The following is a 24,980-nucleotide window of genomic DNA, read 5'->3' on the forward strand; positions in this document are numbered from 1 at the left end:
CGTGGACGGCCGCCGCCTGGGGAGGAGCCTCAGGACGTGGTGCCCTGTTGCGCCGCGAGCACACGGATGCCGGAGGCGACGAGTGTCCAGGAACTGCCGCGGCGGCTGAAGAGGCGTCCTTGATCGTCGAGCACGCGCACGCTCGTGCTGCCCGCCGCCAGCGTCCGGGTGCCCTCCGGCGCCACCGAGTCGCTGCCACGACCGCCCACGCCGAGCTCATGCAGAGAGCTGACCCCGTCCACGCTCGAGAGGACACCCACGTTGGTGTCGTCGAGCCACGCCAGATCGAACGCCCCGGGCTGCGAGAACGACAGCACGTGAGGCGGCCCCAGATCGATGTCGCTGTCGGTGCGTTCGATACCGGCGACCCACACCTCGCGCGCCCCCGACACCGTCACGATGGCGGCGATGCGCGTGCCGTCGCGCGAGATCTGCATGGCCGTGATCTCCGCGGCATCCGGCCAGGCGTTGCCGACGTCGAGGGGCACGCCCTCGGCGGTGATGGCTCGCAATTGGGTGGGCGCCGAGGCCGGGACACTCCAGATCGCTCCCTCGGCGTCAATCGTGGGGGCGATGAGGCCCGGGCGATCGTCGAGCAGGAAGGTGCGCCCGTCGGCGAGGGCGCTGGCCACGCTCCCCTGCTGCGTGCGAACCGCGGCGAGGCTGCGGTCGGCCTCCAACTCGATGGCGGCGGGAGCGAGGGACTCCACGGCGTCGGAGAGCGCACCGAGGGGCTCGACCGCGTCGCCCGCGAGCGAGCCGAACTGCCCGACCGACGTCAGCACGGCCGGCGAGGGGTCGACGCGCGTGACACGGACCGGCACCTCGGTGGCGGCGATGGGCGTTCCACCGACGGTCATCTGCACATCGCTGATGCCGGCGGTGGCCAGACTGCGCACTAGCTGGGTCTGCATGCGGTCGAGCCGTGTCCGGTCCAGGCTCAGCGCCGCCTGCGGCAGCTGCACCTGCGCCACCCCGTTCTGCGACAGCGTGACCGAGCGCCCCACGAGGGACAGCTCGTCGGGGAAGGCGGACTCCACCGCACCCGCCAGCCACGCGCTGGGTTGGCCGTCGACGAGAGCGGTGGCCACGCGACTGGCCACCAGCGCACGGGGGAACCAGCGGACGTCGGGGACGATGAAGCTGTAGGTCGGGTCGAAGTACGCGATGGATGCCGATTGGTAGACGGTCGGGAACACCTCTTCGTACAGCACGACGCCGTCGGGAGCTTCGGTGATACGCCACTGATCGTCGACGCGTGCCAGGGAGAACGACAGCGTCTCGGCCGTGCCCGAGGCGGCGGGGGCGTAGGCGCCGCTGGCATCCACTCCGGCCGTCGCCGTCAGCGACACCGCCACCGAGGTGCCGTCGGCGGCGGCCGTGGCGCGACGATCCGCGAGGCGATCGATCGTCACGCGCGCCCGCGGGTCCCACTGCGTGCCCGTGGCCAGGAAGAGCTTCGCGGTGGCCCAGTCGTCGGCGGGTCCGGAGCCGGCTCGGAGGAAGCCCTCGACGATCTCCGTCGGGGTGGCGTCGTCCTGGGGGCCGTCGGGGACGAAGGCGAAGGCCTGGGCGTCGTCGGACTGCGGTCCGCGGCCCGGGTTGACGTACCCGGAGGTGGGGAGCCCGGTGCACGCGGTCAGGGCGAGCACGAGCGCGAGGCTGACGAGGGCGAAGGCGCGTCTCATAGGAGCCTCCTGACCCCGGGGCGCGTGGAGATGGGCTGCGTGAGCCCGAGGGACTCCAGGGCGCCCCCTTGTTCGTCGTCGGGCTTGAGCGGCAGCGGCGAGCCGGTCACCGGCTTCCCGTCGCGCGGGAGGGTGAGGACGAAGTTCGATCCGCGGCCGAGTTCCGACCACACCGCCAGAGTGCCGCCGTGCAGGCGCGCGTCCCCGAGCGCGATCGACAGGCCCAGGCCCGTGCCGCCGATCGTGCGCACGCGCGAGGGGTCGGCACGCCAGAAGCGGTCGAACACGCGCTCGACGTCCTCGGCGCGCATGCCCAGGCCGAAATCGCGCACGCCGAGCGAGATGGCATCCCGATCACTGTCGACCGAGACGACGATCGGACGGCCCTCGCCGTGCTCGATCGCGTTGCCGAGGAGGTTTCGGACGATCCGGCGGATGCGGCGGGCGTCCATGTCGACGGGGGTGTACCCGCCGGGCGCCACCAGACGCACGTCGGAGCGGTGGGCCTCGGCCAGTTGCTCCATCGACAGGATGACGTCCTCGGCGAGGTGCGCGAGGCTGGTGGGCTCGAGCTCGAGCTGCACCGACCCCGCGTCGTACCGGCTGATCTCGAGCAGGTCGGTCAGCAGCACCTCGAAGCGCTGCACCTGCGCGTGCAGCAGTTCGGCGGCGCGACCGGTGACGGGGTCGAACTCCGCGCGCTGGTCGTTGATCATGTCGGCGGCGAGTTTGATGGTCGTCAGGGGGGTGCGCAGCTCGTGCGAGACGTCGGAGACGAAACGCTGCTGCACGAGCGACAGGTCGGCGAGTTCTTTGATCTGCGACTCGATGCTGTCGGCCATGGCGTTGAAGGAGCGGTTCAACGTCGCCAATTCGTCTTCACCGCGCACCGGCAGGCGCACTCCCAGATCGCCCGCGGCGAGCTTCGCGCTGGTCTCGGCGGCATCCGCGATCGGGGTGGTGACCGACCGCAGGACGAACCAGGCGATCGCCCCGATGAGCACGACGAGCACGAGGCCCACCACCCACAGCAGCACCTGCACGAACGAGAGCGTCTGCGAGGCGCTGACGAGGTCGTACCCCATGTACAGCTCGTACGAGTCGACCCCGTCCGAGGCCGGGAACCGCAGTTGGTGTCCCACCAGGATGCCGGGCACCTCGCGCCCGTCGGACGGAAGCGCCACCGACTGCCACCACTGCAGGTCGGGGCTGGACTGCACCTGCGTGCGCAGGGCGTCACTGACCAACGCCGACTCGAAGGCGGGTGAGATGAAGGGCTGAGGAGCGAGCGGGGAAGGGGGTCCGATGCGGTACAGCGCGATGAGGTCGCTCGAAGACTGCTGCGACAAGCGGGTCGCGATGCCGTTCATCAGGGTCTGTGCGGCGGCGGGATCGGTGGAATCGACCGCGGCGTCGAGGGTCGCCTGTGCGGCGGCCGTGGCGCGCTGCGCCTCGAGCAGCACCTGATCCTTGCGGGCGGTGAACAGCTCGTTCTGGATGACGAGGGCCATGGCCAGGCAGGTGGCGAGGATCGTGGCCGCGGTGAGCGTGACGGTGATGACGATGGTGCGGAACCGCAGCGACCGGCGCCAGAGCGTGCGCAGACGATCGCGCGACGCCCGCCAATCGCGCAGGCCGCGTGGCCGGGGCGGGAGGGTGCGCACCGCCCCCGTCATGAGGTGCTCAGGCCACCGCGCCGGCGCGGTAGCCCACGCCGCGCACGGTGGTCACGATCCGCGGGTTGTCGGGGTCGGCCTCGACCTTGGCGCGCAGGCGCTGGACGTGGACGTTCACCAGGCGGGTGTCGGCCTTGTAGTGGTAGCCCCACACCTGCTCCAGCAGCATCTCGCGCGAGAACACCTGCTGCGGCTTCTCGGCGAGCGCGACGAGGAGTTCGAACTCCAGCGGGGTGAGCCCGATCGGCGCGTCGCCCCGACGCACCTCGTGGGCCGCGACATCGACGACCAGATCGCCGATGCGGAGGGTCTCGTCGACCGGGGACTGCACGGGGCGGAGGCGCGTGCGGATGCGGGCGACGAGCTCCTTCGGGTTGAAGGGCTTCATGATGTAGTCGTCGGCGCCCGATTCGAGCCCCTTGACCACGTCGGCGGTGTCGGTGCGCGCGGTCAGCATGATGATCGGGACACCCGACTCGGCGCGCACGCGCGTGCAGATCTCGATGCCGTCGACGCCCGGAAGCATGAGGTCGAGGAGGATGAGGTCGGGCCGCTCGGTGCGCCACGCGTCGACCGCTTGCGCTCCGTCGGTGCAGAAGACGGTGTCGAATCCCTCGGTGCGCAGCACGATGCCGATCATCTCGGCCAGCGCGGTGTCGTCGTCGACAACCAGGATCCGTGAAGTCATTCGGGTACGTCTTCCAGCTCGGACCCGCTCGGAAACGGGCATGACGCCCCCGGTGGGGGCATGTCTCTTCGAGAGTAGTCGACCTGCCTGCACGGGAGGCGAGCGTGTCGGGGGTGTGTGACACGATGAACGGACCGCCATGTGACGAGGAGGCGCCACCGTGACCGCGTACCCCGCCTGGACTCCGGCATCCCGCCCGGGGATCGTTCCGCTGCACCCGTACGGGTTCGGCGCGATCCTGGGTCGCTCGTTCGTCGCGCTGCGTCACAACCCGAAGGTGCTGTTGGGCTTCGCGCTGATCACCCAGGCCGTGGCCTACGTCGTCTTGACCGCCGCCGTCGCCGCCGCCGCGGTCGCGAGCTTCGCACGCCTCGACACCGTGGCCCCCGGAGGCGACGACTTCGACGCCATCCTGGCGGGCTCGATCGTGCTCACCGGCGCCACGGCTCTCGTCCTGGGCGTCGCCACGGGCGCGCTGAGCGTCATCGTGCAAGGCGTCGTGGTCGCCGAGGTCGCTCACGCCGTCGTCGCCGAGAAGCCCTCCCTCAGAGCCGTCTGGGCGCGCGTGAAACCCGTCGTCTGGCGATTGATCGGGTACAGCGCCCTCACCCTTCTCGCCGTCGTCGTCGCGGTCGGGGTTCTCGCGGGCATCGTCGCCCTGCTGGTGATGTCGGTGCTCTGGCTCGGCATCCTCTTCGGGGTGCTGGCCGTGCTCGGGCTCATCGTCGTCTCGCTGTGGCTCGCGACCAAACTCTTCCTGGTGCCGTCGGTCATCATCCTCGAGCGCGCGCCGGTGTTCCGCGCGATCGGTCGATCGTGGCGGCTGACGCGCAGGCGGTTCTGGTCGACGCTCGGCGTCCTGGTGGTCATCTCGGTCGCGTTCAGCATCATCGCGCAGATCATCTCGATCCCCTTCAGCCTCATCGGCGGCTTCGTGCCGATCATCATCGCGCCGACGGGTGAGACCGAGACCGGCGCGCTCGTCGGTCTGATCGCGGTTCAGATCGTCGGCCAGCTCGGCATCCTGCTCGTTCAGTGCATCGCGCTCGTGGTGCAGTCCACCTCGGCCGCACTCGTGTACGTCGACGCCCGCATGCGCGTGGAGGCGCTCGACCACGACCTGCAGACGTATGTCGAGGCGCGGGACGCCGGAGCGGCCGATCTCAGCGACCCCTACCTCGTCGGTGTCGGACGGGTCGTCCCGCGCCCCGCACCCGCGCCGTTCGGCTCGATGACCGGGCAGCCCGGATACGCCGGGCAGCCGGGATACGCCGGGCAGCCGGGGTACGCCGGGCAGCCCCCCGTCGACACGGCCACCGCGGGCGGCCCGGGTTCGGCGACCCCCGGGTCCACCTCGACCGCGCCGGTCATCCCCGCGCCCCCTCGGCCCGACACCGCAGGGACGACCCCCACCACGTGGGCTGCCCCCGGATCGAACGGCGACGCGTGACGGTCCCGTCCCTCCCTGCCGCGGTGTTCCCGCTGCTCCCCGATCCCGACCAGGCCCGGGAGTGGGCCGAGCAGGAACTGGCCGATCCGACCTATCAGGCCGCGGAGCCGACCTTCATCGACCGCATCGCCCAGGCGGTGGGACGGTTCCTCGGCGACCTGCTGCGCGTGCCCGACACGTCCGGGTGGGGGCCGTCGGCGCTCATCGTGCTCGCGATCGTCGTCGCCGCCCTGATCGTGGTCGCCCTCCTCATCTGGGGACGCCCGCGACTCGCGTCGCGCGCGACACCGCCGGCCCACGCCCTCTTCGACGACGACGTGCGATCCGCCGATGAGCTGCGGGCCGACGCCGGGGAGGCAGCCGCGCGAGCGGACTGGGACCACGCGATCGTCCTGCGCTTCCGCGCCTTCGCCCGGGGTCTGACCGAACGCGGTCTCGTCGACCCGCCGCCCGGCGCCACCGTCCGCGCGTTCTGCCGCGAAGCGGCCTCCGCTCTTCCGTCCCTGGCATCGCCCCTCGACACCGCCGCGGAAATCTTCGACGACGTGCGCTACCTGCGCCGACCCGGAACCATCGAGCGCTACCGCGCGATCGTCGACCTCGACGACCAGGCCGTGCGCACGCGCCCGACGCCGGCGGCCACGACGTGAGCGGCGTGACGGCATCCGCCCCGTCCCGCTGGCGCGGAGCCCTCGGCTGGGTGGCCCTCGCGGTGGCGCTTCTGCTCGTCGCCGTCGTCGGCGGCACCCTCGTCTACGGCGGGTACACGCAGAGAGCAGCCCTCGACCCCGAGTCGGCCGGTCCCGACGGAACCCGCGCCGTCGTCCGCATCCTGGAGCGGCAGGGCGTGAGCGTGACCGTCGCGCGCGACCGCGCGGCGGCCGAGCGGGCGCTGGCGGGCGGTCAGGCGACGCTGGCCCTGCGCGACGCCCCCATGTTGTCCGACGAGGCGCTGCGCGATCTGACCGGTCGCGCACGCCACGTCGTGTTGCTCGAACCCCGCACCCGCACTCTCGACGTGCTCCTCGACGGATCCCGTCTCGGCGGGTTCGCCGACGACCAGGCCGTCGCCGCTGACTGCTCCGTGCCCGCCGCGTCCAACGCGGTCACGGCCCGCGTCGGCGAACTGATGACGCCGAGCGATGACGTGCAGGGCTGTTTCCCGGTCGACGGGGAGTTCGGCCTGCTCACCCAGGAGACGGCGGGCCGCACGGTCACCGCCCTCGACGCTCTGGCGACCCTGACCAACGCGACGCTCCCCCGCGATGGGGATGCGGCACTTTCCCTCGCCGTTCTCGGCCAGGCCGACTCCCTCGTCTGGTACATGCCCTCCCCCGCCGACGCCGATCGCGCGACCGACGCCCCGACACTGGGCGAGCTGACCCCGCCCTGGGTCACCCCCGGCATTCTGCTGCTCCTCGTCGCCGCTCTGGTCGCCGCCATCTGGCGCGGACGACGGTTCGGCCCCCTCGTGACCGAGCGTCTCCCGGTCACCGTGCGTGCGAACGAGACGACCGAGGGGCGCGCCCGTCTCTACGCCACCGCGCGCGATGCGCCCCACGCGCTCGAGGAACTGCGACGGGCCGCGCGCAGGCGCCTCGAACGGCTGCTCGGGCTGTCGGCGCGCAGCGCCCCCGATCACGTCGCCGACGCGGTCGCCGAGCGCCTGGGCGCCGACCGCACGCGGGTGCGCGGCATCCTCGTCGACGATCAGCCCCGGACCGACCGCGACCTGGTCGCGGCCGCCGACAGACTCCGCGACCTCGAGGCGAGCGTGCGCGCCGCCGTCCGAACCGAAGGGACCACACCATGACCGACAGCCCCGAGAACCCGGCCTGGCCGGCGCCCTCGCACCCGGCCCAGGTCCCCGCGCCGACGAGCGCCGACGACCCCGGAGCCTCGGCAGCGGGCTCCGACGCACCCCCGATGACCGGCGCCGCCGCCGCGGATCGGGGCCCCGCCGCCGGCTCGATGTCCCCTGCCGCCGGGACCCCCGCGCCGGCCCCCGCGGCCGCGCCGCCGACGACCGCTCCCGCCACCACGCGCGCGCAGGCCCGAGCCGCCGACGACCACGTCGCCCTCCGCGAGGCGATGCACCGCGTGCGCATCGAAGTCGGAAAAGCCGTCGTCGGGCAGGACGGTACCGTCACGGGTCTCCTGATCGCGCTGCTTTCGCGGGGCCACGTCCTGCTCGAGGGCGTTCCCGGCGTCGCCAAGACGCTGCTCGTGCGCTCGTTCAGTCGCGCCCTCGGCCTCGACACGCGTCGCGTGCAGTTCACTCCCGATCTCATGCCCGGGGACGTCACCGGCTCGCTGGTCTACGACCCGCGCGCGGGCGGGTTCGACTTCCGCCCCGGCCCGGTTTTCACCCACGTGCTGCTCGCCGACGAGATCAACCGCACGCCCCCCAAGACCCAGGCGGCCCTACTGGAGGCGATGGAGGAGCGGCAGGTGTCGTCCGACGGCGAGAGCCGCACGCTGCCCGACCCGTTCCTCGTCGCCGCGACGCAGAACCCGATCGAGCACGAGGGCACCTACACCCTGCCCGAGGCGCAACTCGATCGCTTCCTGCTCAAGCTCGTCGTCGACCTGCCCGGGCGCGATGCCGAAGTGGACGTGCTCCGGCGCCACGCGGGCGGCTTCGACCCCCGCCGGCTCGGCGACGCGGGGCTGAACGCGGTCGTCACGGCCGACGAGATCCTGGCGGCACAGCGCGCGGCGGCATCCGTCGCCGTCGACGACGACCTCCTGGGCTACGTGGTGGATCTGGCCCGCGCCACCCGTCAGAGTCCCTCGGTGCTGCTGGGGGTCAGCCCCCGCGCGACGACGGGACTGCTCGCCGCCGCGAAGGCCTGGGCGTGGCTCGGCGGATACCCGGCGATCACCCCCGACCACGTGCAGACAATGCTCGTGCCCGTGTGGCGTCACCGCATCCGCCTGCGCCCCGAGGCGGAGATCGAGGGCGTCTCGGTGGATGCCATCCTCACCTCCGTCCTGCAGCAGACCCGCGTCCCCATCTGATGTTCGTCACCGGCCGCCTCGCCCTTCTCGTCGCCCTCGGCGTCGTCCCCGTCGTGCTGCTGAGCACCGCGGGGGTGCCGGCGTGGGCCGCCGCGGGTGGGTGGGTGCTGCTGAGCGCGCTGCTGGCGATCGCCGACATGACGCGGGCCGCCGACCCACGGCGTGTCGAGGTCACCCGGACGCACCCGGACCGCGCGCTGCTCGACACCGCCGTCGCGGGTGAGCTGCGGGTGCGCAACCTCGGTGGGCGCACCCTGCGGGCGAGCGTCCGCGACGCCTGGCAGCCGACGGCCGGTGCGCCCGAGGCGCGTCTGCTCTACACCGTCCCCGCCGGCGAGCGTCGCGCCGCGCCCCTGGGGCTGCTCCCCCGGCGTCGGGGCGAGTTGCGCAGCGCCTTCGTCGTCGTGCGCTCGGTCGGCCCGTTGGGCCTCGCCGGCCGGCAGGCCGTGATCGATGCACCGGCCCGCATCCGCGTGCTCCCACCGTTCACCTCGCGCCGACACTTGCCGTCGCGCCTGGCGCGCCTGCGCGAACTCGACGGCAACACCACGCTGCAGGTCCGCGGTCAAGGCACCGAATTCGACAGCCTGCGCGAGTACGTCCGCGGCGACGACGTGCGCTCCATCGACTGGCGCGCTACGGCCCGTGCGGGAACGACGATGCTGCGCACCTGGCGGCCGGAGCGCGACCGGCACGTCGTCGTCGTCATCGATACCGGCCGCACGGCCGCCGCCCGGGTCGGCGACGGGGTGCGCCTGGATGCGGCCATGGAGGCAGCACTGCTGCTGTCGGTGCTCGCGACCCGCGCCGGCGACCACGTGCACCTGCTGATGTTCGACCGGGTCACCCGCGCGCGCGTCACCCGCGTCGACGGCGCGCAGCTGCTGCCCGCCCTGGTGGATGCCATGTGCCCGGTCGACCCGCAGCTGATCGACACCGATTGGGACGCCGCCTTCGCGCAGGTGCGCGGCCTGTCCGTGCGCCCGGCCCTCGTCGTGCTGCTCACCGCCGCCGACGACCCTGAGGCCGCGCGTGCCTTCCTCGCGTCGCTCCCGGCCGTCGCCGCGCGGTCGCGGTTGCTGGTGGCGACCGCGACCGACGGTCCGGGCGAGGCGCCGCCGCACCGGGACGCCGCCGACGTGTACGCCGCCGCGGCGATGGAGCGCGCGCGTCACGACGCCGAACGCGTGCGCGATGCCGTCGTGCGCGCGGGCGGCGATGCCGTGTCGGCGTCGGCCGACGACCTGCCGCCCCTCGTCGCCGACCGCTACCTGGCTCTGAAGGCAGCGGGCCGTCTCTAGCACGCTCAGCCCCCATGCAGCCCGAGACATACGTCGCGGCTTATCCTGAGGGGTACCCTTCGAGCCGTCCGCGCGTCCCCTCCGTGCCCGGCTGCGCCGTCTACGCACAGGATGCGGGAGCTCTCTTGCCAGGTAATGCCACCACGCACTTCGATGATGTGGCCCTCGTTTCGGTGGCGAGCGTCCTGCCCAGCCGCGTGACGACGTCCGATGACATCGAGGCGCGACTGGCCCCGGCGCTGGAGCGCCTCAAGCTCAAGCCCGGCCTTCTGCGCCGCGTCGCGGGCGTCAACGAACGCCGCAACTGGGCCGAGGGGGAGTCCTCCGACGAGGCCACGATCGCCGCCGGGAAGCAGGCCCTCGCCGAGGCGGGGGTCGACCCCAGCGAGGTCGGTCTCATCATCAACACCTCCGTCACGCGCAAGCACCTCGAGCCCTCGGTCGCCGTGCGCCTGCACCACGGCTTGGGGCTCCCGAGCTCGGCGGTCAACTTCGACGTCGCCAACGCCTGTCTCGGTTTCATCAACGGCATGAGCCTGGCCGCCGGCATGATCCAGTCGGGTCAGATCAAGTACGCCCTGATCGTCAACGGCGAAGACGCCGACGAGATCCAGGTCAACACCATCAACCGCCTCGTGCGAGAAGACCTCGACCGCGACGCCTTCATGCAGGAGTTCGCCTCGCTGACCCTGGGCTCGGGAGCCGCCGCCGCGGTCCTCGGCCGCGCCAGCGACCACCCCGAGGGTCACCGCATCGTCGGCGGCGTGACGCGCGCCGCCACGGAGTTCTACGACCTGTGCGTGGGCAGCGTCGACGGCATGTTCACCGACGCCAAGGCGCTACTGAAGGGCGGACTCGACCTCGTCGTGTCGGCATGGAAAGAAGCCAAGGGCGAGTTCGACTGGACGGGCATGGACCGCTACGTCACGCATCAAGTGTCGTCGGTGCACACGTCCGCGATCGTTCGTGCCGCCAAGCTCGACCGCACCCGTGTGCCCGTCACCTACCCGACCCTGGGCAATGTGGGCCCGGCATCCATTCCGATCACCCTTGTCGACGAGCAGAAGACGCTGCGCCGGGGCGATCGCGTCCTGCTGATGGGAGTGGGCTCCGGGCTGAACACCGGCATGCTGGAGCTGGCCTGGTGAGGGTGACCGCCCTGGGTGCGACCCTTCCCCCGGTGGGCCTGCCCGGGCTCGACCCGGCCCTCTCGCGCCTGGTGGCGGTCGACGGCGTCGCCGCCGACGCCGGTGCCACGCGTACGTGGCACGTGCTCGACACCGGCGACGCCCTCGCCGAGCGCGGCATCCCGCCCCTGGGCACCATCGTCGCCGTGCACGGCAACCCGACGTGGTCCTTCCTCTGGCGCGCGCTCGTGAACGCCTCGCTGTCACGCGCCGAGGGCGGCCGCGCGGCCTGGCGCGTCGTGGCCGTGGACCAGCTCGAGATGGGGTTCTCGGAGCGCTCGAGCCTGCGGCGCCCCCTGGCCCAGCGCATCGCGGACCTCGGCGCCCTCGTCGACGAACTCGGCATCCGGGGTCCGGTCGTCACGATCGGGCACGACTGGGGTGGCCCGGTCTCGCTCGGGTGGGCGGTCGAGAACCGCGACCGCCTCGCCGCTGTCATCGCCCTGAACACCGCCGTGCACCATCCCGACGGCGCCCCGCTGCCGTTCGCGTTGCGGGTGGCGACGGCCCGCGGCATGCTGGCCGCCGGCACGACGGGCACGACGGCGTTCCTCGACACCACTCTGGCGCTCGCCGATCTCGACCCGGCCGTGCGCCACGCCTTCCGCGCGCCGTACGCCACCGTCGCGCGCCGCCGAGGGATCGGCGGCTTCGTGGCCGGCATCCCCGCGACCGCGGCCGACGAGAGCACGCCCGCGCTGCGACGCTTGTCGGCGGGGCTCCGCCGGCTCGATGTGCCCGCGCTGCTCCTGCGCGGTCCGAAGGACCCGGTGTTCGGCGAGGGCCACCTCGACGACCTGACCGAGCGCCTGCCGCACGCCGACGTGCATCGTTTCGAGGGCGCCGGGCACCTCCTCGCCGAGGAGCGGCCCTACGCCGACGTCGTGCTCGACTGGCTCGACGAGAAGGTCGTGGATGCCGCGGTTCCCGTGCCCAGCACCCGTCGCGCAGCCGCGACCGGGCGCCGGGTAGCGGCGCTCGCCCGCGCAGACGCCGAGACCGTCAGCGGGACCCCGGCGGACGGCAGCGTCGGAGTCCCCGCCACGACGTCATCCAGCCCCACCGGCCATCTCTGGGACGCCCTGGACGCCCGCCGCGGCGACGACGACACCGCCGTCATCGACATGAGCACCTCGCGCAACGGGGAACCGCTGCGCGTGAGCTGGAGCCAGCTCGCCGCCCGGGTCGACGAGATCGCCGCGGGCCTCGACGCCTTCGGCGTCCGAGCGGGTGACCGCGTCTCGCTGCTCGTGCAGCCCGGCCCCACCCTGACCGCCGCTCTGTACGCGTGCCTGCGCATCGGCGCCGTCGTCGTCGTGGCCGACCGGGGTCTCGGCATCCGGGGTCTGTCGCGCGCCGTCCGCGGCGCCGTGCCCGACGTCGTCATCGGCGAGGTGGCGGGCCTCGCCGCCGCTCGCGCCCTCGGGTGGCCCGGTCGTCGCATCTCGGCCGCGTCCCTCCCCGCTGCGAGCTCCAAGGCCCTGGGCGTCGAGGCGAGCCTGTCCGACCTGGCCCGCGCCGGGCGCGGTCGCCCCCTGCCCGCACCTCCCGCGTCCGACGCCGAGGCCGCGGTGCTGTTCACCTCGGGCTCGACGGGGCCGGCCAAGGGCGTCGTGTACACGCACGCTCAGCTCACGGCGCTGCGCGACACCCTCGCCGCGCACTTCGGCGTCACCGCCGACACGGGCCTGGTGACCGGCTTCGCGCCGTTCGCCCTGCTCGGCCCCGCACTCGGCACGCGCTCGGCGACACCCGACATGGACGTCTCGGCTCCGCGCACCCTCACCGCCGCCGCCGTCGCCGCCGCCGTGCGGGCCTCGGATGCGCGGATGGTGTTCCTCTCCCCCGCGGCGGTGGCCAACGTCGTCGCGACGGCGTCGGACCTCACCGCCGATGACAGCGCGGCGCTGGACCGGGTCGAGACGTTCCTCTCGACCGGCGCACCGGTCGGCATCGATCTGCTGCGACGTGCGCAGCGACTGATGCCGAACGCCGTCGCGCACACGCCGTACGGCATGACCGAGTGCTTGCTCGTCGCCGACGTGACGCTCCCCGAGATCGAAGAGGCGGCGGGAGACCGCGGCGTGTGCGTGGGCCGTCCGCTCGGTACCGGTCAGGTGCGCATCTGCGCGCTCGACGCCGAGGGACGCGCCGCGGGCGAGCCGACGACCGATGCCGGGGTGACCGGCGAGATCGTCATCTCCGCGCCCCACCTCAAGCGCGGATACTTCCGGCTCTACCTCACCGACCGCGACGCGCGTCGCGGGCTCCCCGACCGCTGGCACCGCACCGGCGACGTCGGCCACCTCGACGCCGACGGGCGCCTCTGGGTCGAGGGGCGACTCCCCCACGTCATCACCACGGCCGAGGGACCGGTCACCCCCGTCGGCGTCGAGCAGGATGCCGAGACCGTCGGTGCCGTGACGCGCGCGGCCGCCGTGGGGGTCGGACCCATGGGTCGGCAGGTCGTCGTCGCGGTCGTCGAGGCCGGCGTGCGGCGCCCCGGGCTGGCATCCCCTGCTCTGACCGAGTCGGTGCGCGCGGCAACCTCGCAGCGTCTGGCGGCCGTGCTCGTCGTGCCGAGTCTTCCCACCGACATCCGACACAACTCGAAGATCGACCGCTCACGCGTCGCCGCCTGGGCCGAGCGCCTGCTGGCCGGCGAGAAGCCCACCGCGCTGTGAAGGTTCTCGCGACCGGCGCCTCCGGTTTCCTCGGCCGCGCCGTCGTGCGCGCGCTGCAGGACGCCGGTCACGAGGTGCGCACCCTCCAGCGTCGTCCCTCGGGCGTCGATCGCGCCGAGGATCGGCTCGGTTCAGTGACGGATCCGGATGCCGTGGCATCCGCCCTCGACGGCGTCGACGGCGTGGTGCACCTGGCCGCGAAGGTCTCGCTCGCGGGTGATCCGGCGCAGTTCCGCGCGGTCAACGTCGAGGGCACGCGAACGCTCCTCGACGCGGCCTCCGCGGCCGGGGTGTCGCGCATCGTGCACGTGTCGTCGCCGTCGGTCGCGCACGCGGGTCACGCGCTGGCCGGGGTGGGCGCCGATCCGGCCGATCCGGATGCCGCGCACGGCGAGTACGCCCGCACGAAGGCCGAGGCCGAGCTGCTGGCGCTCTCTCGCGCCGGATCGGGCACCGCGCTCGTCGCGATACGCCCGCACCTGGTGTGGGGGCCCGGCGATACGCAGCTCATCGCGCGCATCGTCGACCGCGCCCGCCGGGGCCGTCTGCCGCTGTTGAACGGCGGGACGGCGCTCATCGACTCCACGTACGTCGACAACGCGGCATCCGGGATCGTCGCCGCCCTCGGCCGTGTCGATGACGTCAGCGGGCGGGCCTACGTCCTGACGAATGGCGAGCCACGACCGGTGGGCGATCTGCTCGCGGGGATCTGCCGCGCCTCGGGCGTCGAGCCGCCCCGGTTCAGTGTGCCGGCGGGGCTCGCTCGCGCGGCCGGCGCGCTGGTCGAGCGCGTGTGGGCCGTGCGCCCGGGCGCGGACGAGCCGCCCATGACCCGATTCCTGGCCGAGCAACTGTCGACGGCGCACTGGTTCGATCAGACCGAGATCCGTCGCGACCTGCGCTGGACTCCCGCGGTGTCGCTCGACGAGGGTCTGCGACGCTTGTCGCTCGCCTGAACGGCGCACAACTCCCGCAGATCCGCGTCGCACGTCTCGGAGACCGGCGGTCGCCGGACACGACGCAGGAGTTTTGCCGCCCGAGTCTCCCTCGAGCCCCCGGAAACAGACCGCCGCACCCGCTGTTCCTGCGTTGTGTCCAGAGCCGACCACGGACCTTGTCGCCTGCACAACCCCTGCAGTACCCCGCCCTCCAGACCCGACCCCGCTGCGCGGAGGACACAACGCAGAAGTTCTGCTGACCTCTGGCCGCCGCGCCCCGACTCTGTCGCACGTGGAACGCGAGACTCCTGCGTTGTGTCCGGGCCTGTGCGTGCTGCAGAACCGACGGAAGGCCCGCCCCCGATAGGGGACGGGCCTTCCGGATGCCGCGACGACAGCCGCGGCGAACGAACTCAGACCAGGTCGAACCGGTCGAGCTCGGTGACCTTGCGCCAGGCCGCGACGAAGTCGTACACGAACTTCTCCTTCGCGTCGTCGGAGGCGTAGACCTCGGCGAGAGCCCGCAGCTCGGAGTTCGATGAGAACACCAGGTCGACGCGCGTGCCGATCCCGATGCGCTCCCCCGATCCGTCGCGGGTGCCCTCGAACGCGTGCTTGCCGGAGTCGAGCGGCTTCCACGCCGTACCGAGGTCGAGGAGGTTCGCGAACACGTCGTTGGTCAGCGCGCCCGGAGTGTCGGTGAACACACCCCAGTCGCTGCCGTCCCAGTTCGCACCGATGGCGCGGAGGCCGCCGACGAGAACCGTCATCTCGGGCGCGGTGAGCGTCAGCAGATTGGCCTTGTCGAGCAGGAGGAACTCCGCCGGCAGCCGCGCCTCGCGCGAGGCGTAGTTGCGGAAGCCGTCGGCGATCGGCTCGAGCCAGCGGAACGACTCGATCTCGGTCTGCTCCTGCGACGCGTCGGTGCGGCCGGGAGTGAAGGGCACCTCGACCTCGACGCCACCGGCGAGGGCGGCCTGCTCGACACCGGCGTTGCCCGCGAGCACCAGCAGGTCGGCGATCGAGACCTTCTTACCGTCCGCGGCCCCCGCGTCGAAGCCGGCCTTGACGTTCTCGAGCACCTCGAGCACGGATGCCAGCTGCTCGGGGTTGTTGACCGCCCAGCTCTTCTGCGGCTCGAGGCGGATGCGCGCGCCGTTCACTCCGCCGCGCTTGTCGCTCCCGCGGAACGTGGATGCCGCCGCCCACGTCGTGGTGACGAGCTGCTGGACCGTCAGGCCGCTGTCGAGGATCTGCTGCTTCAGCGCCGCGGCGTCGGCCGCGTCGATGAGCGTGTGGTCGACGGCGGGGACGGGGTCCTGCCAGACGAGCACCTCGGCGGGCACCTCCGAGCCGAGGTACCGCTCGCGCGGGCCCATGTCACGGTGGGTCAGCTTGAACCAGGCGCGGGCGAAGGCGTCCTGGAACGCGGCGGGGTCCTCGGCGAAGCGACGCGAGATCTTCTCGTACGCCGGGTCGACGCGGAGGGCCAGGTCACTGGTGAGCATGCGGGGCTCGCGGCGGCCGTTCGAGTGCGCCTCGGGGACCATGTCGGCGCCGCCGCCGTTGACGGGACGCCACTGGTGGGCACCCGCGGGGCTCTGGAAGAGCTCCCACTCGTAGGCGAAGAGGATGTGGAAGAACTCGTTGTCCCAGCGGGTCGGGTGGTAGGTCCAGGTGACCTCGAGACCGCTGGTGATGGTGTCGTCGCCCTTACCGGTGCCGTGGCTGTTCTTCCAGCCCAGACCCTGGTCGTTGATGTCGGCGGCCTCGGGGTTGACACCCACATTCGAGTCGCTCGCGGCGCCGTGCGTCTTGCCGAAGGTGTGGCCGCCGGCGATGAGGGCGACGGTCTCTTCGTCGTTCATGGCCATACGGCCGAACGTCTCGCGGATGTCGTGAGCCGACAGCTGCGGGTCGGGGGTGCCGTTGGGCCCCTCCGGGTTGACGTAGATGAGACCCATCTGCACGGCTGCGAGGGGGCGCTCCAGCTCACGGTTGCCGGTGTAGCGGTCGTCACCGAGCCAGGTGGTCTCGGGGCCCCAGTACACGTCGTCGTCGGGCTCCCACACGTCGGTGCGGCCGCCGGCGAAACCGAAGGTCGGGAACCCCATGTCCTCCAGCGCGACGTTTCCGGCGAGGATCATCAGGTCGGCCCACGAGATCGACTGGCCGTACTTCTTCTTGATCGGCCAGAGCAGGCGGCGGGCCTTGTCGAGGTTGACGTTGTCGGGCCAGCTGTTCAGGGGGGCGAAGCGCTGCATGCCCGCGCCCGAGCCGCCACGGCCGTCGGTCACGCGGTAGGTGCCGGCGCTGTGCCAGGCCATGCGGATCATCAGGGGCCCGTAGTGACCGAAGTCGGCGGGCCACCAGTCCTGCGAGGTCGTCATGACGTGCTGGATGTCGCTCTTCACGGCATCCAGATCCAGCGCTTCGAAGGCGGCGCGGTAATCGAAGCCCTCGTCGAGGGGGTCGCGCAGGGCGTTGTTCTTCGCGAGGATCTTCACGTTCAACGATTCGGGCCACCACACGCGGTTGGCCGACCCCTGGGTGGGGTGCGGCAGGGCCCCCGCGGGCTCGCTGTCGGCGGGGGCCTCGCCCACGGGCAGTCGGTTGTCGTCGGGGGCGGCGCCGTCGGGGAAGACGGGGCATCCGTTCAGAGTGTCGCTCATCGGGATCCTCTCAGTGGTTCGGCTTCGGACTTCGCTCGACAATCGGAGCACACGCCCCAGAACGTCACCTCGGCGCTCTCGATGAGGTAGCCGCTTCCCTCCGGCACGTGCAGGCACGGGGCCGAACCCACGACGCAGTCCACGTCGTCGATGCGCCCGCACGAGGTGCACACCACGTGGTGGTGGTTGTCGCCCACGCGCAGTTCGAACGTGCCGGCGTGACCGGCGGGTTCGATGCGGCGCGCGAGACCCGCGTCGGCGAAGTCGCCGAGCGCGTTGTACACGGACTGCTTGCTGGTACCGGGAAGGATGCCGCGGATACCGTCGAACACGGCGTCCGCTGTCGCGTGCGGATGCACGCGCAGAGCCTCGAGCACGGCGACGCGCGTCGCCGTCACCCGTAGACCCGCGCCACGGATGAGGTCATCCGCGGTGGCATCCGGTCGACTGTCGAGCACGATCCGAGCCTATCCAGTTTTGAGTGAATCAAAAATGACACGCCGGGAAACGATCAGGATCCCGGATGCCGTTCACCCGGCCGTCAGCGTCGGCGTCCCCGCCTCGTACTCGGTGACGTCCCCCGTCTCACCGGCGCGCACGGCTCGGCGGCCGACCCACAGCATGTAGAAGAGGAAGACACCCAGCGCTGCGGCCCCGATGGCGATCTTGAGCTGCCAGGGCCAGTCGCGCGGCGTCACGAACCCCTCGACGACACCGGAGAGCGCGAGGGCGAAGACGAGGCCCACCGCCACCGTGGCGAGCGAGCGGCCGGCCGCGGCGAGGGCCTCCGCTCGTGTGCGGCGGCCCGGTGCGACCCACGCCCAGAAGATCTGGAGTCCCGCCGCCCCCGCGACGAAGATGCAGGTGAGCTCGAGCAGACCGTGCGGGAGGATGAATTGGAAGAACACGTCGGCGCGGTCGAAGGCGATCATGATCGCGGCCGATTGCCCTACGCCCACGGCGTTCTGCATGATGACCATCACGGGCCACACCCCGGTCACTCCGAAGAGGACGCACTGCGCCGCGATCCACGCGTTGTTCGTCCACACCGTTCCCGCGAAGATCGCGTTGGGGTTCTCGCGGTAGTAGTCGACGAATTGCTCATCGGCGTAGTTCTGCAGGTCGCTCTGCGCACCGAGCGCAGCGACGGCTGCGGGATCGCCCGAGATCCACGCGGCGACCAACGTCGACACCACGAGGAAGAACACCGTCACCGCCAGCGTCATCCACCGCACCCGGTACAGCGCTGCGGGCAGCTGCAGCACGAAGAAGCGGGGCAGTTGCTTCAGCACGTTCTCGCGAACCCCGGTCAGACGCAGCCGCGTGCGTGCCAGCAGGATCGAGACGTAGTCGCCCTGCGGAGTCCGCCCGGCTGAGGTCTTGATGTCGGCGAGATCCGCCGACGCCGCGCGATAGCGGGTGACGAGTTCGTCGACCTCGGGACCGCTCAGACGCCGCGTGCGACCGAGCTGGTCGAGTCGCGCCCACTCCTGGCGCCGCGCAGCCGTGAGGGCATCGAGGTCCATGTGATCAACTGTACGCATGGCACCGGCTTCGACCCCCTCTCGCGCGGTCACGCTCGTCGACATGGGCGCGGATGAGATCCTCACCGGCGAGGCCGTCGCGCTCGACGTGCAGCCCATCGGCCTCTTCCTGCGCGCCGTAGGGGCTCTCATCGACTTCGTCGTCGGTGTCGTCCTGCTGGTGGGCGGTGGACTGCTCCTGACGGCGATGATCGGGGCGGGGACGCTCCCCGAGTCCGCAATCGGCATCGGCGTCATCTCCCTGCTCGTCGTCGTGATGGTGGGGGTGCCGACCACGGTGGAGACGCTCTCGCGCGGCCGCAGCCTCGGGCGCCTGGCCGTGGGCGCGCGCATCGTGCGCACCGACGGCGGCGCGGCGGGCTTCCGTCAGGCGTTCATCCGCGCGCTGGTCGGGGTGCTCGAGCTGTGGTTCACCCTCGGTGCCGTCGCCGCTGTGGTCGGCATGTTCACCCCACGCGCGCAACGCCTCGGCGACCTGCTGGCCGGGACGGCCAGTGAGCGCACCCGTACTCGGGCCCTCCCGCCCGCCGCGCCCGGACTCCCGCCGGGCCTCGACGCCTGGGCCGAGGTCGCCGACGTCTCTCGACTCCCCGACCGTCTCGCCGCGCGCGTGTCGCAGTTCGTGCGGGGGGCCGATGCCCTGGAACCGGCCGCGCGCGCCCGCGTCGCGGCATCCCTCGCCGACGCCGTGCGTCCCTTCGTCTCGCCGCACCCGTCGGTGGATGCCGAGACCCTCGTCCGTGCGGTGTCGGCGGTGCGACGCGATCGCGAATACCGCGCGCTCACGCTCGAGACCGAGCGCGCCGCCGCCCTCACCGAGCACGTCTGACGCCGACGGACCCCGCCCGTTCGGGGCGGCGCCGCCCGTTCGGAGCGATCCCAGCCGTTCGGAGCGACCCCGCCCGTTCGGGGCGACCCCTGCCGTGCGGGCGACTTCAGCCGTTCGGGGCGACCCCGCCCGTTCGGGGCGACCCCTGCCGTGCGGGCGACCCCGGCCGTGCGGAGCGGATTGGGCCGCTCGGGACGGCATCCACACGCCCCGAAGAGCGGATTGCGCCCCAAACCCCGACGACGCCGTCGCTGCGGCGGGCGGGCTCAGGCGCGCAGTGTCTCGTGACGCACGACGACCCAGCCCTTCGGGACCGACAACCGGTCGGCGTGGATCGCGCACAGGTCGTGCGCGTGCGGGTCTCTGGCCGGCCCGAGGGGGCCGAGGGCCGCCATCTGGTCGCCGTAGTCGTAGGTGAGGGTGCTCATCGCCTCGCGGGCGCATCCCACCTTCGAGCAGAGTCTGTCGCGCATCGTCGGTCAGCCTAACCAGCGCCTCCCCCGTCGGGTCGACGCCGCGCCGCCGCCGGCTCACAGCGCTGAGCCCCCACACACGACCTGCCGCCGTCCTCCACCCACCGGCGACCGTAGGATGGGCGAATGATGCGCCGCCGATCCCGCGAAGCACGGCCGGTCGCCCGCCCGTCGCGTCATGGCCGCCACGGGCGCGAGAACCGCAGTCCGGTGGTGCGCCCGCCGCTTCCTCCGATCGACACGCGCGTGGAGCGCTTCGACGTCGCGGTCAGCGCCGCGGCGGAGTTCCTGCGCTCGGCTTGGTCCGATCTGCGCGAGGTGTCTTTCGAGATCGGCGTCATGCCGCCCGCCTTCGGTGACGGCATCCCGCGGTGGACCGTGCTGCGCGAAGAGAAGCGCATCATTCTGTACCGCGTGCCCATCGAGCGGCTCGGACACCCCCATCAAGACGACGACCTGCACCGTCGCATGATGATCGAGGGAGCTGTGTTCCGTGCGGCCGCGGAGTACCTCGATCGCGATCCCTGGGACCTGGGCCCCGAACGCTTCCGGTTCTCCTGAGCGGTCGCAAAGCGACCCGACCGGATCAGGGCAGGACGGTCACCGCCGCCGCTGCGGCATCGGCCGGCCACAGGGGGTATGACGCGATCGCGGACGCGGCGACGTAGGTGACGGCGGCGTGCACCGGCGCCGTGGTCTCGAGGCGATACACGCCCGCGGCGACGGGTACAGCGGCGCCGGCACCCGCACCGACCGTCGCCGTGACGGGGCTGCCACCCTCGACCGGGGTGAGCGTGACCGTCGCCTCGCTTTCGCCGCCCGCGAGCGCCACGGACGCTCCGACCCCGGATGCCACGGCGACGACGCTGGGCTCGGCGATCTCGGGAGCCGAGGCGTACCAGGCGAAGTCGGCACCCTGCCCGAAGCCCCTGGTCGACCAGGTGGACCCCACGACGGCAGCGGTGGCCGAGACGTCGACGGTGTACGTCCCGCTCGGGATGCCGGAAAGGTCGAGTGAAGTGGGAAGCCCCGCCGTCAGCGGGATGTCGATGGGCGTGGGCGCGGTGGTCGCGGCATCCACGGGGGTGACGGTGACGGAGGCGGAGGCGTCGGATGCCGGCGCCAGCAGACGCAGCACGGTGCCGGCCTGGCCCGCAGCCGTCTCGATCACCTGCACGCCCGGCATCACCAGATGAGTGTCGGCCTGCGCGGTCGGCGCCACCTGCTCGACACCGCCGGGCAGGAGCACGCGGGTCACGCTGGTCTGAAGTCCCGCGTGGACGGGCGCCCCGGATGAGGCCACCCGCACGATCGGGCTCTCCTCGCCCAACAGCAGCCCCGCGAGGGGGACCACGCGCCGCGAGCCCGCGGGGACGACGATGTTCTGACCGCTGGGCGGCGTCGACACCCCCTGCGACCCGTATACGGACAGCTGGACGGTGGCCGGCACGCTTCCGGGATTGGCGAGCTCGACGAGGTCGTTGGCGCCGGTGGTGCTCGCCCCTCCCACGAGCCACGATTCCGCGAGCGGTGGACGACACGCGGAGGCGGCGAAGCCGACGAGGTCGTCGGAGGCGGCGGTGGCCGAGGTCGCCGCGGCGATGGAGGTCAGCGCACCGTCGCGGGGAGCCGCCCGCAGCACCTGCGCGTCGCCGTCGGCGTCCCCGGTCGCCCCGCTGAGCGTGCTCGTGTCGGCGCCGGCGTCGGCGGGACCACTGACGATCTGCGACGACGCGGCGGCGCTCAGGCTGCTGGCCGCGTCGGCACTGCGCCCGAGAGCCAGCAACGGACCGTCGCAGGCGAGCACGGTGTCGCTCGGAGCGGGGGTCGCCTGCACGCGCACGGGCTGCGCGGCGTACTGGGGCCACGGAGCCGCGATCGCGGCGACCGTGCCGACGACGGCTGCCGCGGCGACGGCGGCACCGGCCACCAGTCGGGCGCTGGTGGCGGCGTAACGGACGAGACGGCGCTCACCCATGCGAACCTCCCGGTGTCGGTCCGACGATGCGCGGCGTGCGCCGGGCGATGCGTCGCGAGGCTGCCGTCGGGACAGCCAGCAGCAGCGCCACCACGAGCACGCCGAGGGACCCGAGCGCGACGAGTCGCTGCACCCCGGCCCGGTGATCGTCCAGCGGCGGCCGCGGGGCGACGTCTGTGTTCACGCGCCACAGGTCACCGCGGGAGGTCTCCCCCACGGGGTCGAGCAGGTCGCGCTGGTCGAGCGAGCTGGCGGCGCCCAGCCGGTCGCCGAGGACGACGTCGTTCTGCGCCGACGGCGCCGAGGCGAGCAGCACGAAACCGATCCCGCGCTCGGCCAGCCGCGACACGACGTCGTCGGTCGACGGCGACACCAGGTCGGCGGCGAGGGCGGCGAGCTGCCGGTCCTGTTCGTCGGCCGAGGTGCGGGTGGCCCGCAGCGTGCTCTGACCCGACAGCGTCTCACTGCCTCCCCAGACGACCTCCACGTGCAGACCGTCCTCACGGGGGTCGAGCACGAGTGTGCCGATGGAGAGCGAGCCTCGGCCCTCCGCCGCGACGAAAGCGGGCAGGGTGGAAACGGGTCCGTTCGTCAAGACCGAACGGTCACCGGCGTCGGCGAGCTGTGCGGTGAGCGCGGGGGCGACGGCCACCGCCAGCGCCAGCAGGGCAGCGATCCCCCCGATCGGGCGCAGCACCCGCGCTCGGTGGGGGATCCCGGCGTCCAGGGCGACGACGGCCGCACCCACCAGACCCACCCAGGCGAGGCTCAGGCCCGACCCCGCCCACAACGGCACCGCGACCGCGTCGTCGAAGGACACGGCGATCCCGACCGCGGCGAACGCCGTGGCCAGCCCCGTCGCGGTGATGACGATGAGACCGGATGCCGTGATCCAGCGCGGAGTGAGTACCGACAGCACCGCGAGCACGGCGAGGGGGGCGACGAGCAGTCCGACCCACCACACGGGGTGGCCGAGCAGGCTCGCCCACCCACCCGGGTCGGAGGTCGGGAACCCCGCCGCGAGCAGGGCGCGACCGATCGGATCGGCCGACGCCTCGGCCCCCGCGAACGGCACACCGGGGTCGGCCAGAAGACCCCACGCATTGCCCGATCGCACCTGCGCCCACACGAGCGGCGCGAAGATCACGATCGAGGGGATGACGAGCCAGACGACACGGGCCACGCCGCGACCGGCGACGAGGGCGACCACCACGAGGGCGGCACACCAGAGCACGACCGCCGCGGGAGCCAGGGACGGCGCACATGCCAGCACTGCCGCCAACAGGATGGATGCCGCCGCAGCCGGCGCCCAGGAGCGATGCGCGACGGCGGCGGTGTAGAACAGCCACGGCAAAAAGAGGTGCGCCAGCACGGCCGCGGGGCGCCCCTCGACGAGGGCGGCGAGGAAAGTCGGCGCGAGCGCCCACGCGGTCGCCGCGACGATGCGCAGCAGCGACGACTCCGTCACGCGGGTGGCGGCGAACCACCCGCCCAGGACGGCGAGCGGCAGAGCGAGCACCCAGAGCACGACGAACGCGCGCGACGGATCACCCGGTGACAGCGTGCCCACCACCGCCACGATCGCCGAGAACGGGTCGGCGGGGCCGATGGCATCCAGTCCGAGGGGACGCTGCCCCCACGCGGCGTCCTGCCACAGTTGCGCGACGTTCGCGCGCAGCGGGGCGAGGGCGCCGCCGCCGAGCACGGGCCATGCCAAGAGGGGGGCGAACACGGCGACCGACACGGCGAGGGCGCCGAGGACCGCCCAGGCTCCGCCGCCGACGAAGAACCGGAGCTCGCTGCGGATGGGCGCGTCGGGGTCACCGACGTCGCCCTGCCACCGCCCGCGCATCTCGGCGCGGGACACGCGCAACGGGGCGATGCGCGACCACCCGACGTTTCGCTGCGCGCGGATCCGCCGTCGAGCGCGCGCGACCGCGGTGGGTCGCGCCATCACGAGCAGGGTCGCGCCCCACTCGGGCAGCACGCGGTGCGGCATCTTGGTCACCAGGTGGACGAACGTGCGCCACACCGCCAGGGGAAGGAAGGACAGCCAGTGAAGGGGCACCGCGGGGGCGGGCGCATAGGCGAGGCGACGGTGCAGTTGCGCCGTCCGGGTCGCGAAGGCGCGCCGCCGGGCTCGACGACGACCGCGGGCCATGGCCGCGACGCCGTCACCGGCGACCGCTACCCGGGCGGAGGGGACGACGGCGACGAGCCTCGCGGCCAGGCGCGCCCGCACGCCCAGGTCGAGACCTTCGTCGGCGCCGCCGAGAGCGGGGTCGAGTCCCCCGAGCGCCACCCAGGCCTCGCGTCGCACGAGGAGCCCGCGCACGTCGGCGCCGAGCACGTCGGAGTCGCGGTCGCGCTGCCCCTGGTCGAGCTCGCCGGCGGCCAGTTCGACGCTGCCGCCGTAGCGGTTCATGCTCACGCCGAGCGAGCGGATGAGGTCGCGATCGTCCCAGTCCACGAGCTTCGGCGCCGCCACGACGAGCGGGGGCGACAGCTCGAGGGCCCCGGCGAGGCGCTCGAGCGCCTCGGGATCGGGGGCGGTGTCCTGGGCGAGGAGCCAGATCGTGTCGCCCGTCAGGCGCGGGGTCGCCAGCGCCGTAGCCGTCGCGAACGACGTGCCGGCGGATGCCGTGATGACCCCTTCTGCGCCGGATTCGGCGGCCAAGCGCGTGAGTTCCGCGTCGGGGCCGCACAGCACGAGGGTGAGGGCGTCGACGCGGCGGGTCTGCGCCGCAAGGGCAGCGAGCGTGCGGCGCAGATGGTTCGCCGCTGGTGTGCGTCCTTCGGGACGCACGACGAGGATGGCGTGTACACGGTCGGGCATGACGCGGATCAGCCT

General features: G+C 72.7%; 19 protein-coding genes. 10 read left to right on the top strand and 9 right to left on the bottom strand.

Going from position 1 to position 24,980, the window contains the following annotated elements; genetic code table 11:
* Nucleotides 1-29 precede the first annotated feature (29 nt).
* From MT347_RS14830 to mtrA, 3 genes are read right to left on the bottom strand one after another with little or no spacing between them, the layout of a single operon-like run.
* Nucleotides 30-1,688, bottom strand: a complete 1,659-nt coding sequence (locus tag MT347_RS14830; RefSeq protein WP_243502051.1) for an LpqB family beta-propeller domain-containing protein — start codon at nt 1,686-1,688, stop codon at nt 30-32.
* Entirely contained in the window at nt 1,685-3,364 is a 1,680-nt protein-coding gene (mtrB, locus tag MT347_RS14835) for an MtrAB system histidine kinase MtrB (RefSeq protein WP_243502052.1), read from the bottom strand. The genes MT347_RS14830 and mtrB overlap by 4 nt, the downstream gene beginning before the upstream one ends.
* A 7-nt stretch (nt 3,365-3,371) precedes the next feature.
* A complete protein-coding gene (mtrA, locus tag MT347_RS14840) occupies nt 3,372-4,052 on the bottom strand; it encodes an MtrAB system response regulator MtrA (protein ID WP_243502053.1) in 681 nt (226 codons plus the stop codon).
* A 160-nt stretch (nt 4,053-4,212) separates the two neighbouring features.
* On the opposite strand from mtrA, the gene MT347_RS14845 reads away from it, so the two are divergent.
* The 8 genes from MT347_RS14845 (at nt 4,213) to MT347_RS14880 (ending at nt 14,651) form a co-directional block, all read left to right on the top strand.
* The gene (locus MT347_RS14845) at nt 4,213-5,502 is read left to right on the top strand and encodes a hypothetical protein (protein ID WP_243502054.1); all 1,290 of its coding nucleotides are present in this window, start codon (nt 4,213-4,215) and stop codon (nt 5,500-5,502) included.
* Nucleotides 5,499-6,152 (top strand): DUF4129 domain-containing protein, encoded by a 654-nt coding sequence (locus MT347_RS18455; RefSeq protein ID WP_243502055.1) that lies wholly within the window; start codon nt 5,499-5,501, stop codon nt 6,150-6,152. Before MT347_RS14845 ends, MT347_RS18455 begins: the two co-directional genes overlap by 4 nt.
* 5 nt (nt 6,153-6,157) lie before the next feature.
* Nucleotides 6,158-7,315 carry a DUF4350 domain-containing protein gene (locus MT347_RS14855; protein ID WP_243502056.1) on the top strand — a complete coding sequence of 386 codons (1,158 nt, stop codon included), beginning with the start codon at nt 6,158-6,160 and terminating at the stop codon, nt 7,313-7,315.
* Nucleotides 7,316-7,593: 278 nt separating this feature from the next.
* Nucleotides 7,594-8,523 (top strand): MoxR family ATPase, encoded by a 930-nt coding sequence (locus tag MT347_RS14860; protein ID WP_243502146.1) that lies wholly within the window; start codon nt 7,594-7,596, stop codon nt 8,521-8,523.
* Nucleotides 8,523-9,824, top strand: coding sequence for a DUF58 domain-containing protein (locus tag MT347_RS14865; RefSeq protein WP_243502057.1), 1,302 nt, complete (start codon nt 8,523-8,525; stop codon nt 9,822-9,824). The genes MT347_RS14860 and MT347_RS14865 overlap by 1 nt, the downstream gene beginning before the upstream one ends.
* 125 nt (nt 9,825-9,949) lie before the next feature.
* The gene (locus MT347_RS14870) at nt 9,950-10,972 is read left to right on the top strand and encodes a 3-oxoacyl-ACP synthase III (protein WP_243502058.1); all 1,023 of its coding nucleotides are present in this window, start codon (nt 9,950-9,952) and stop codon (nt 10,970-10,972) included.
* A complete protein-coding gene (locus MT347_RS14875) occupies nt 10,969-13,695 on the top strand; it encodes an alpha/beta fold hydrolase (RefSeq protein ID WP_243502059.1) in 2,727 nt (908 codons plus the stop codon). The genes MT347_RS14870 and MT347_RS14875 overlap by 4 nt, the downstream gene beginning before the upstream one ends.
* Entirely contained in the window at nt 13,692-14,651 is a 960-nt protein-coding gene (locus tag MT347_RS14880; RefSeq protein ID WP_243502060.1) for an NAD(P)-dependent oxidoreductase, read from the top strand. Before MT347_RS14875 ends, MT347_RS14880 begins: the two co-directional genes overlap by 4 nt.
* 395 nt (nt 14,652-15,046) lie before the next feature.
* Here the strand turns inward: MT347_RS14880 and katG are convergent, their stop codons facing one another.
* The 3 genes from katG to MT347_RS14895 form a co-directional block, all read right to left on the bottom strand.
* Nucleotides 15,047-17,305: a catalase/peroxidase HPI gene (gene katG, locus MT347_RS14885; RefSeq protein WP_243502061.1), complete on the bottom strand. Its 2,259-nt coding sequence runs from the start codon at nt 17,303-17,305 to the stop codon at nt 15,047-15,049.
* Nucleotides 17,302-17,763, bottom strand: a complete 462-nt coding sequence (locus MT347_RS14890; protein WP_243502062.1) for a Fur family transcriptional regulator — start codon at nt 17,761-17,763, stop codon at nt 17,302-17,304. Before MT347_RS14890 ends, katG begins: the two co-directional genes overlap by 4 nt.
* Before the next feature lie 72 nt (nt 17,764-17,835).
* Complete coding sequence (locus MT347_RS14895) at nt 17,836-18,831, bottom strand: stage II sporulation protein M (protein ID WP_243502063.1); 996 nt, start codon at nt 18,829-18,831, stop codon at nt 17,836-17,838.
* A 16-nt stretch (nt 18,832-18,847) separates the two neighbouring features.
* Here MT347_RS14895 and MT347_RS14900 point away from each other — a divergent pair, with 16 nt between their 5' ends.
* Nucleotides 18,848-19,678: an RDD family protein gene (locus tag MT347_RS14900; RefSeq protein WP_243502064.1), complete on the top strand. Its 831-nt coding sequence runs from the start codon at nt 18,848-18,850 to the stop codon at nt 19,676-19,678.
* A 266-nt stretch (nt 19,679-19,944) separates the two neighbouring features.
* Here the strand turns inward: MT347_RS14900 and MT347_RS14905 are convergent, their stop codons facing one another.
* Nucleotides 19,945-20,151, bottom strand: a complete 207-nt coding sequence (locus tag MT347_RS14905; RefSeq protein ID WP_243502065.1) for a DUF3499 family protein — start codon at nt 20,149-20,151, stop codon at nt 19,945-19,947.
* Between the two features lie 126 nt (nt 20,152-20,277).
* On the opposite strand from MT347_RS14905, the gene MT347_RS14910 reads away from it, so the two are divergent.
* Nucleotides 20,278-20,712 carry a hypothetical protein gene (locus MT347_RS14910; protein WP_243502066.1) on the top strand — a complete coding sequence of 145 codons (435 nt, stop codon included), beginning with the start codon at nt 20,278-20,280 and terminating at the stop codon, nt 20,710-20,712.
* 25 nt (nt 20,713-20,737) lie between these two features.
* On the opposite strand, the gene MT347_RS14915 is transcribed toward MT347_RS14910, so the two are convergent.
* Entirely contained in the window at nt 20,738-22,129 is a 1,392-nt protein-coding gene (locus tag MT347_RS14915) for a DUF5719 family protein (protein ID WP_243502067.1), read from the bottom strand.
* Nucleotides 22,122-24,965 (bottom strand): glycosyltransferase, encoded by a 2,844-nt coding sequence (locus MT347_RS14920; protein WP_243502068.1) that lies wholly within the window; start codon nt 24,963-24,965, stop codon nt 22,122-22,124. The genes MT347_RS14915 and MT347_RS14920 overlap by 8 nt, the downstream gene beginning before the upstream one ends.
* Nucleotides 24,966-24,980: the final 15 nt, after the last annotated feature.

Source organism: Microbacterium sp. VKM Ac-2923, assembly GCF_022815605.1.
GTDB lineage: Bacteria > Actinomycetota > Actinomycetes > Actinomycetales > Microbacteriaceae > Microbacterium.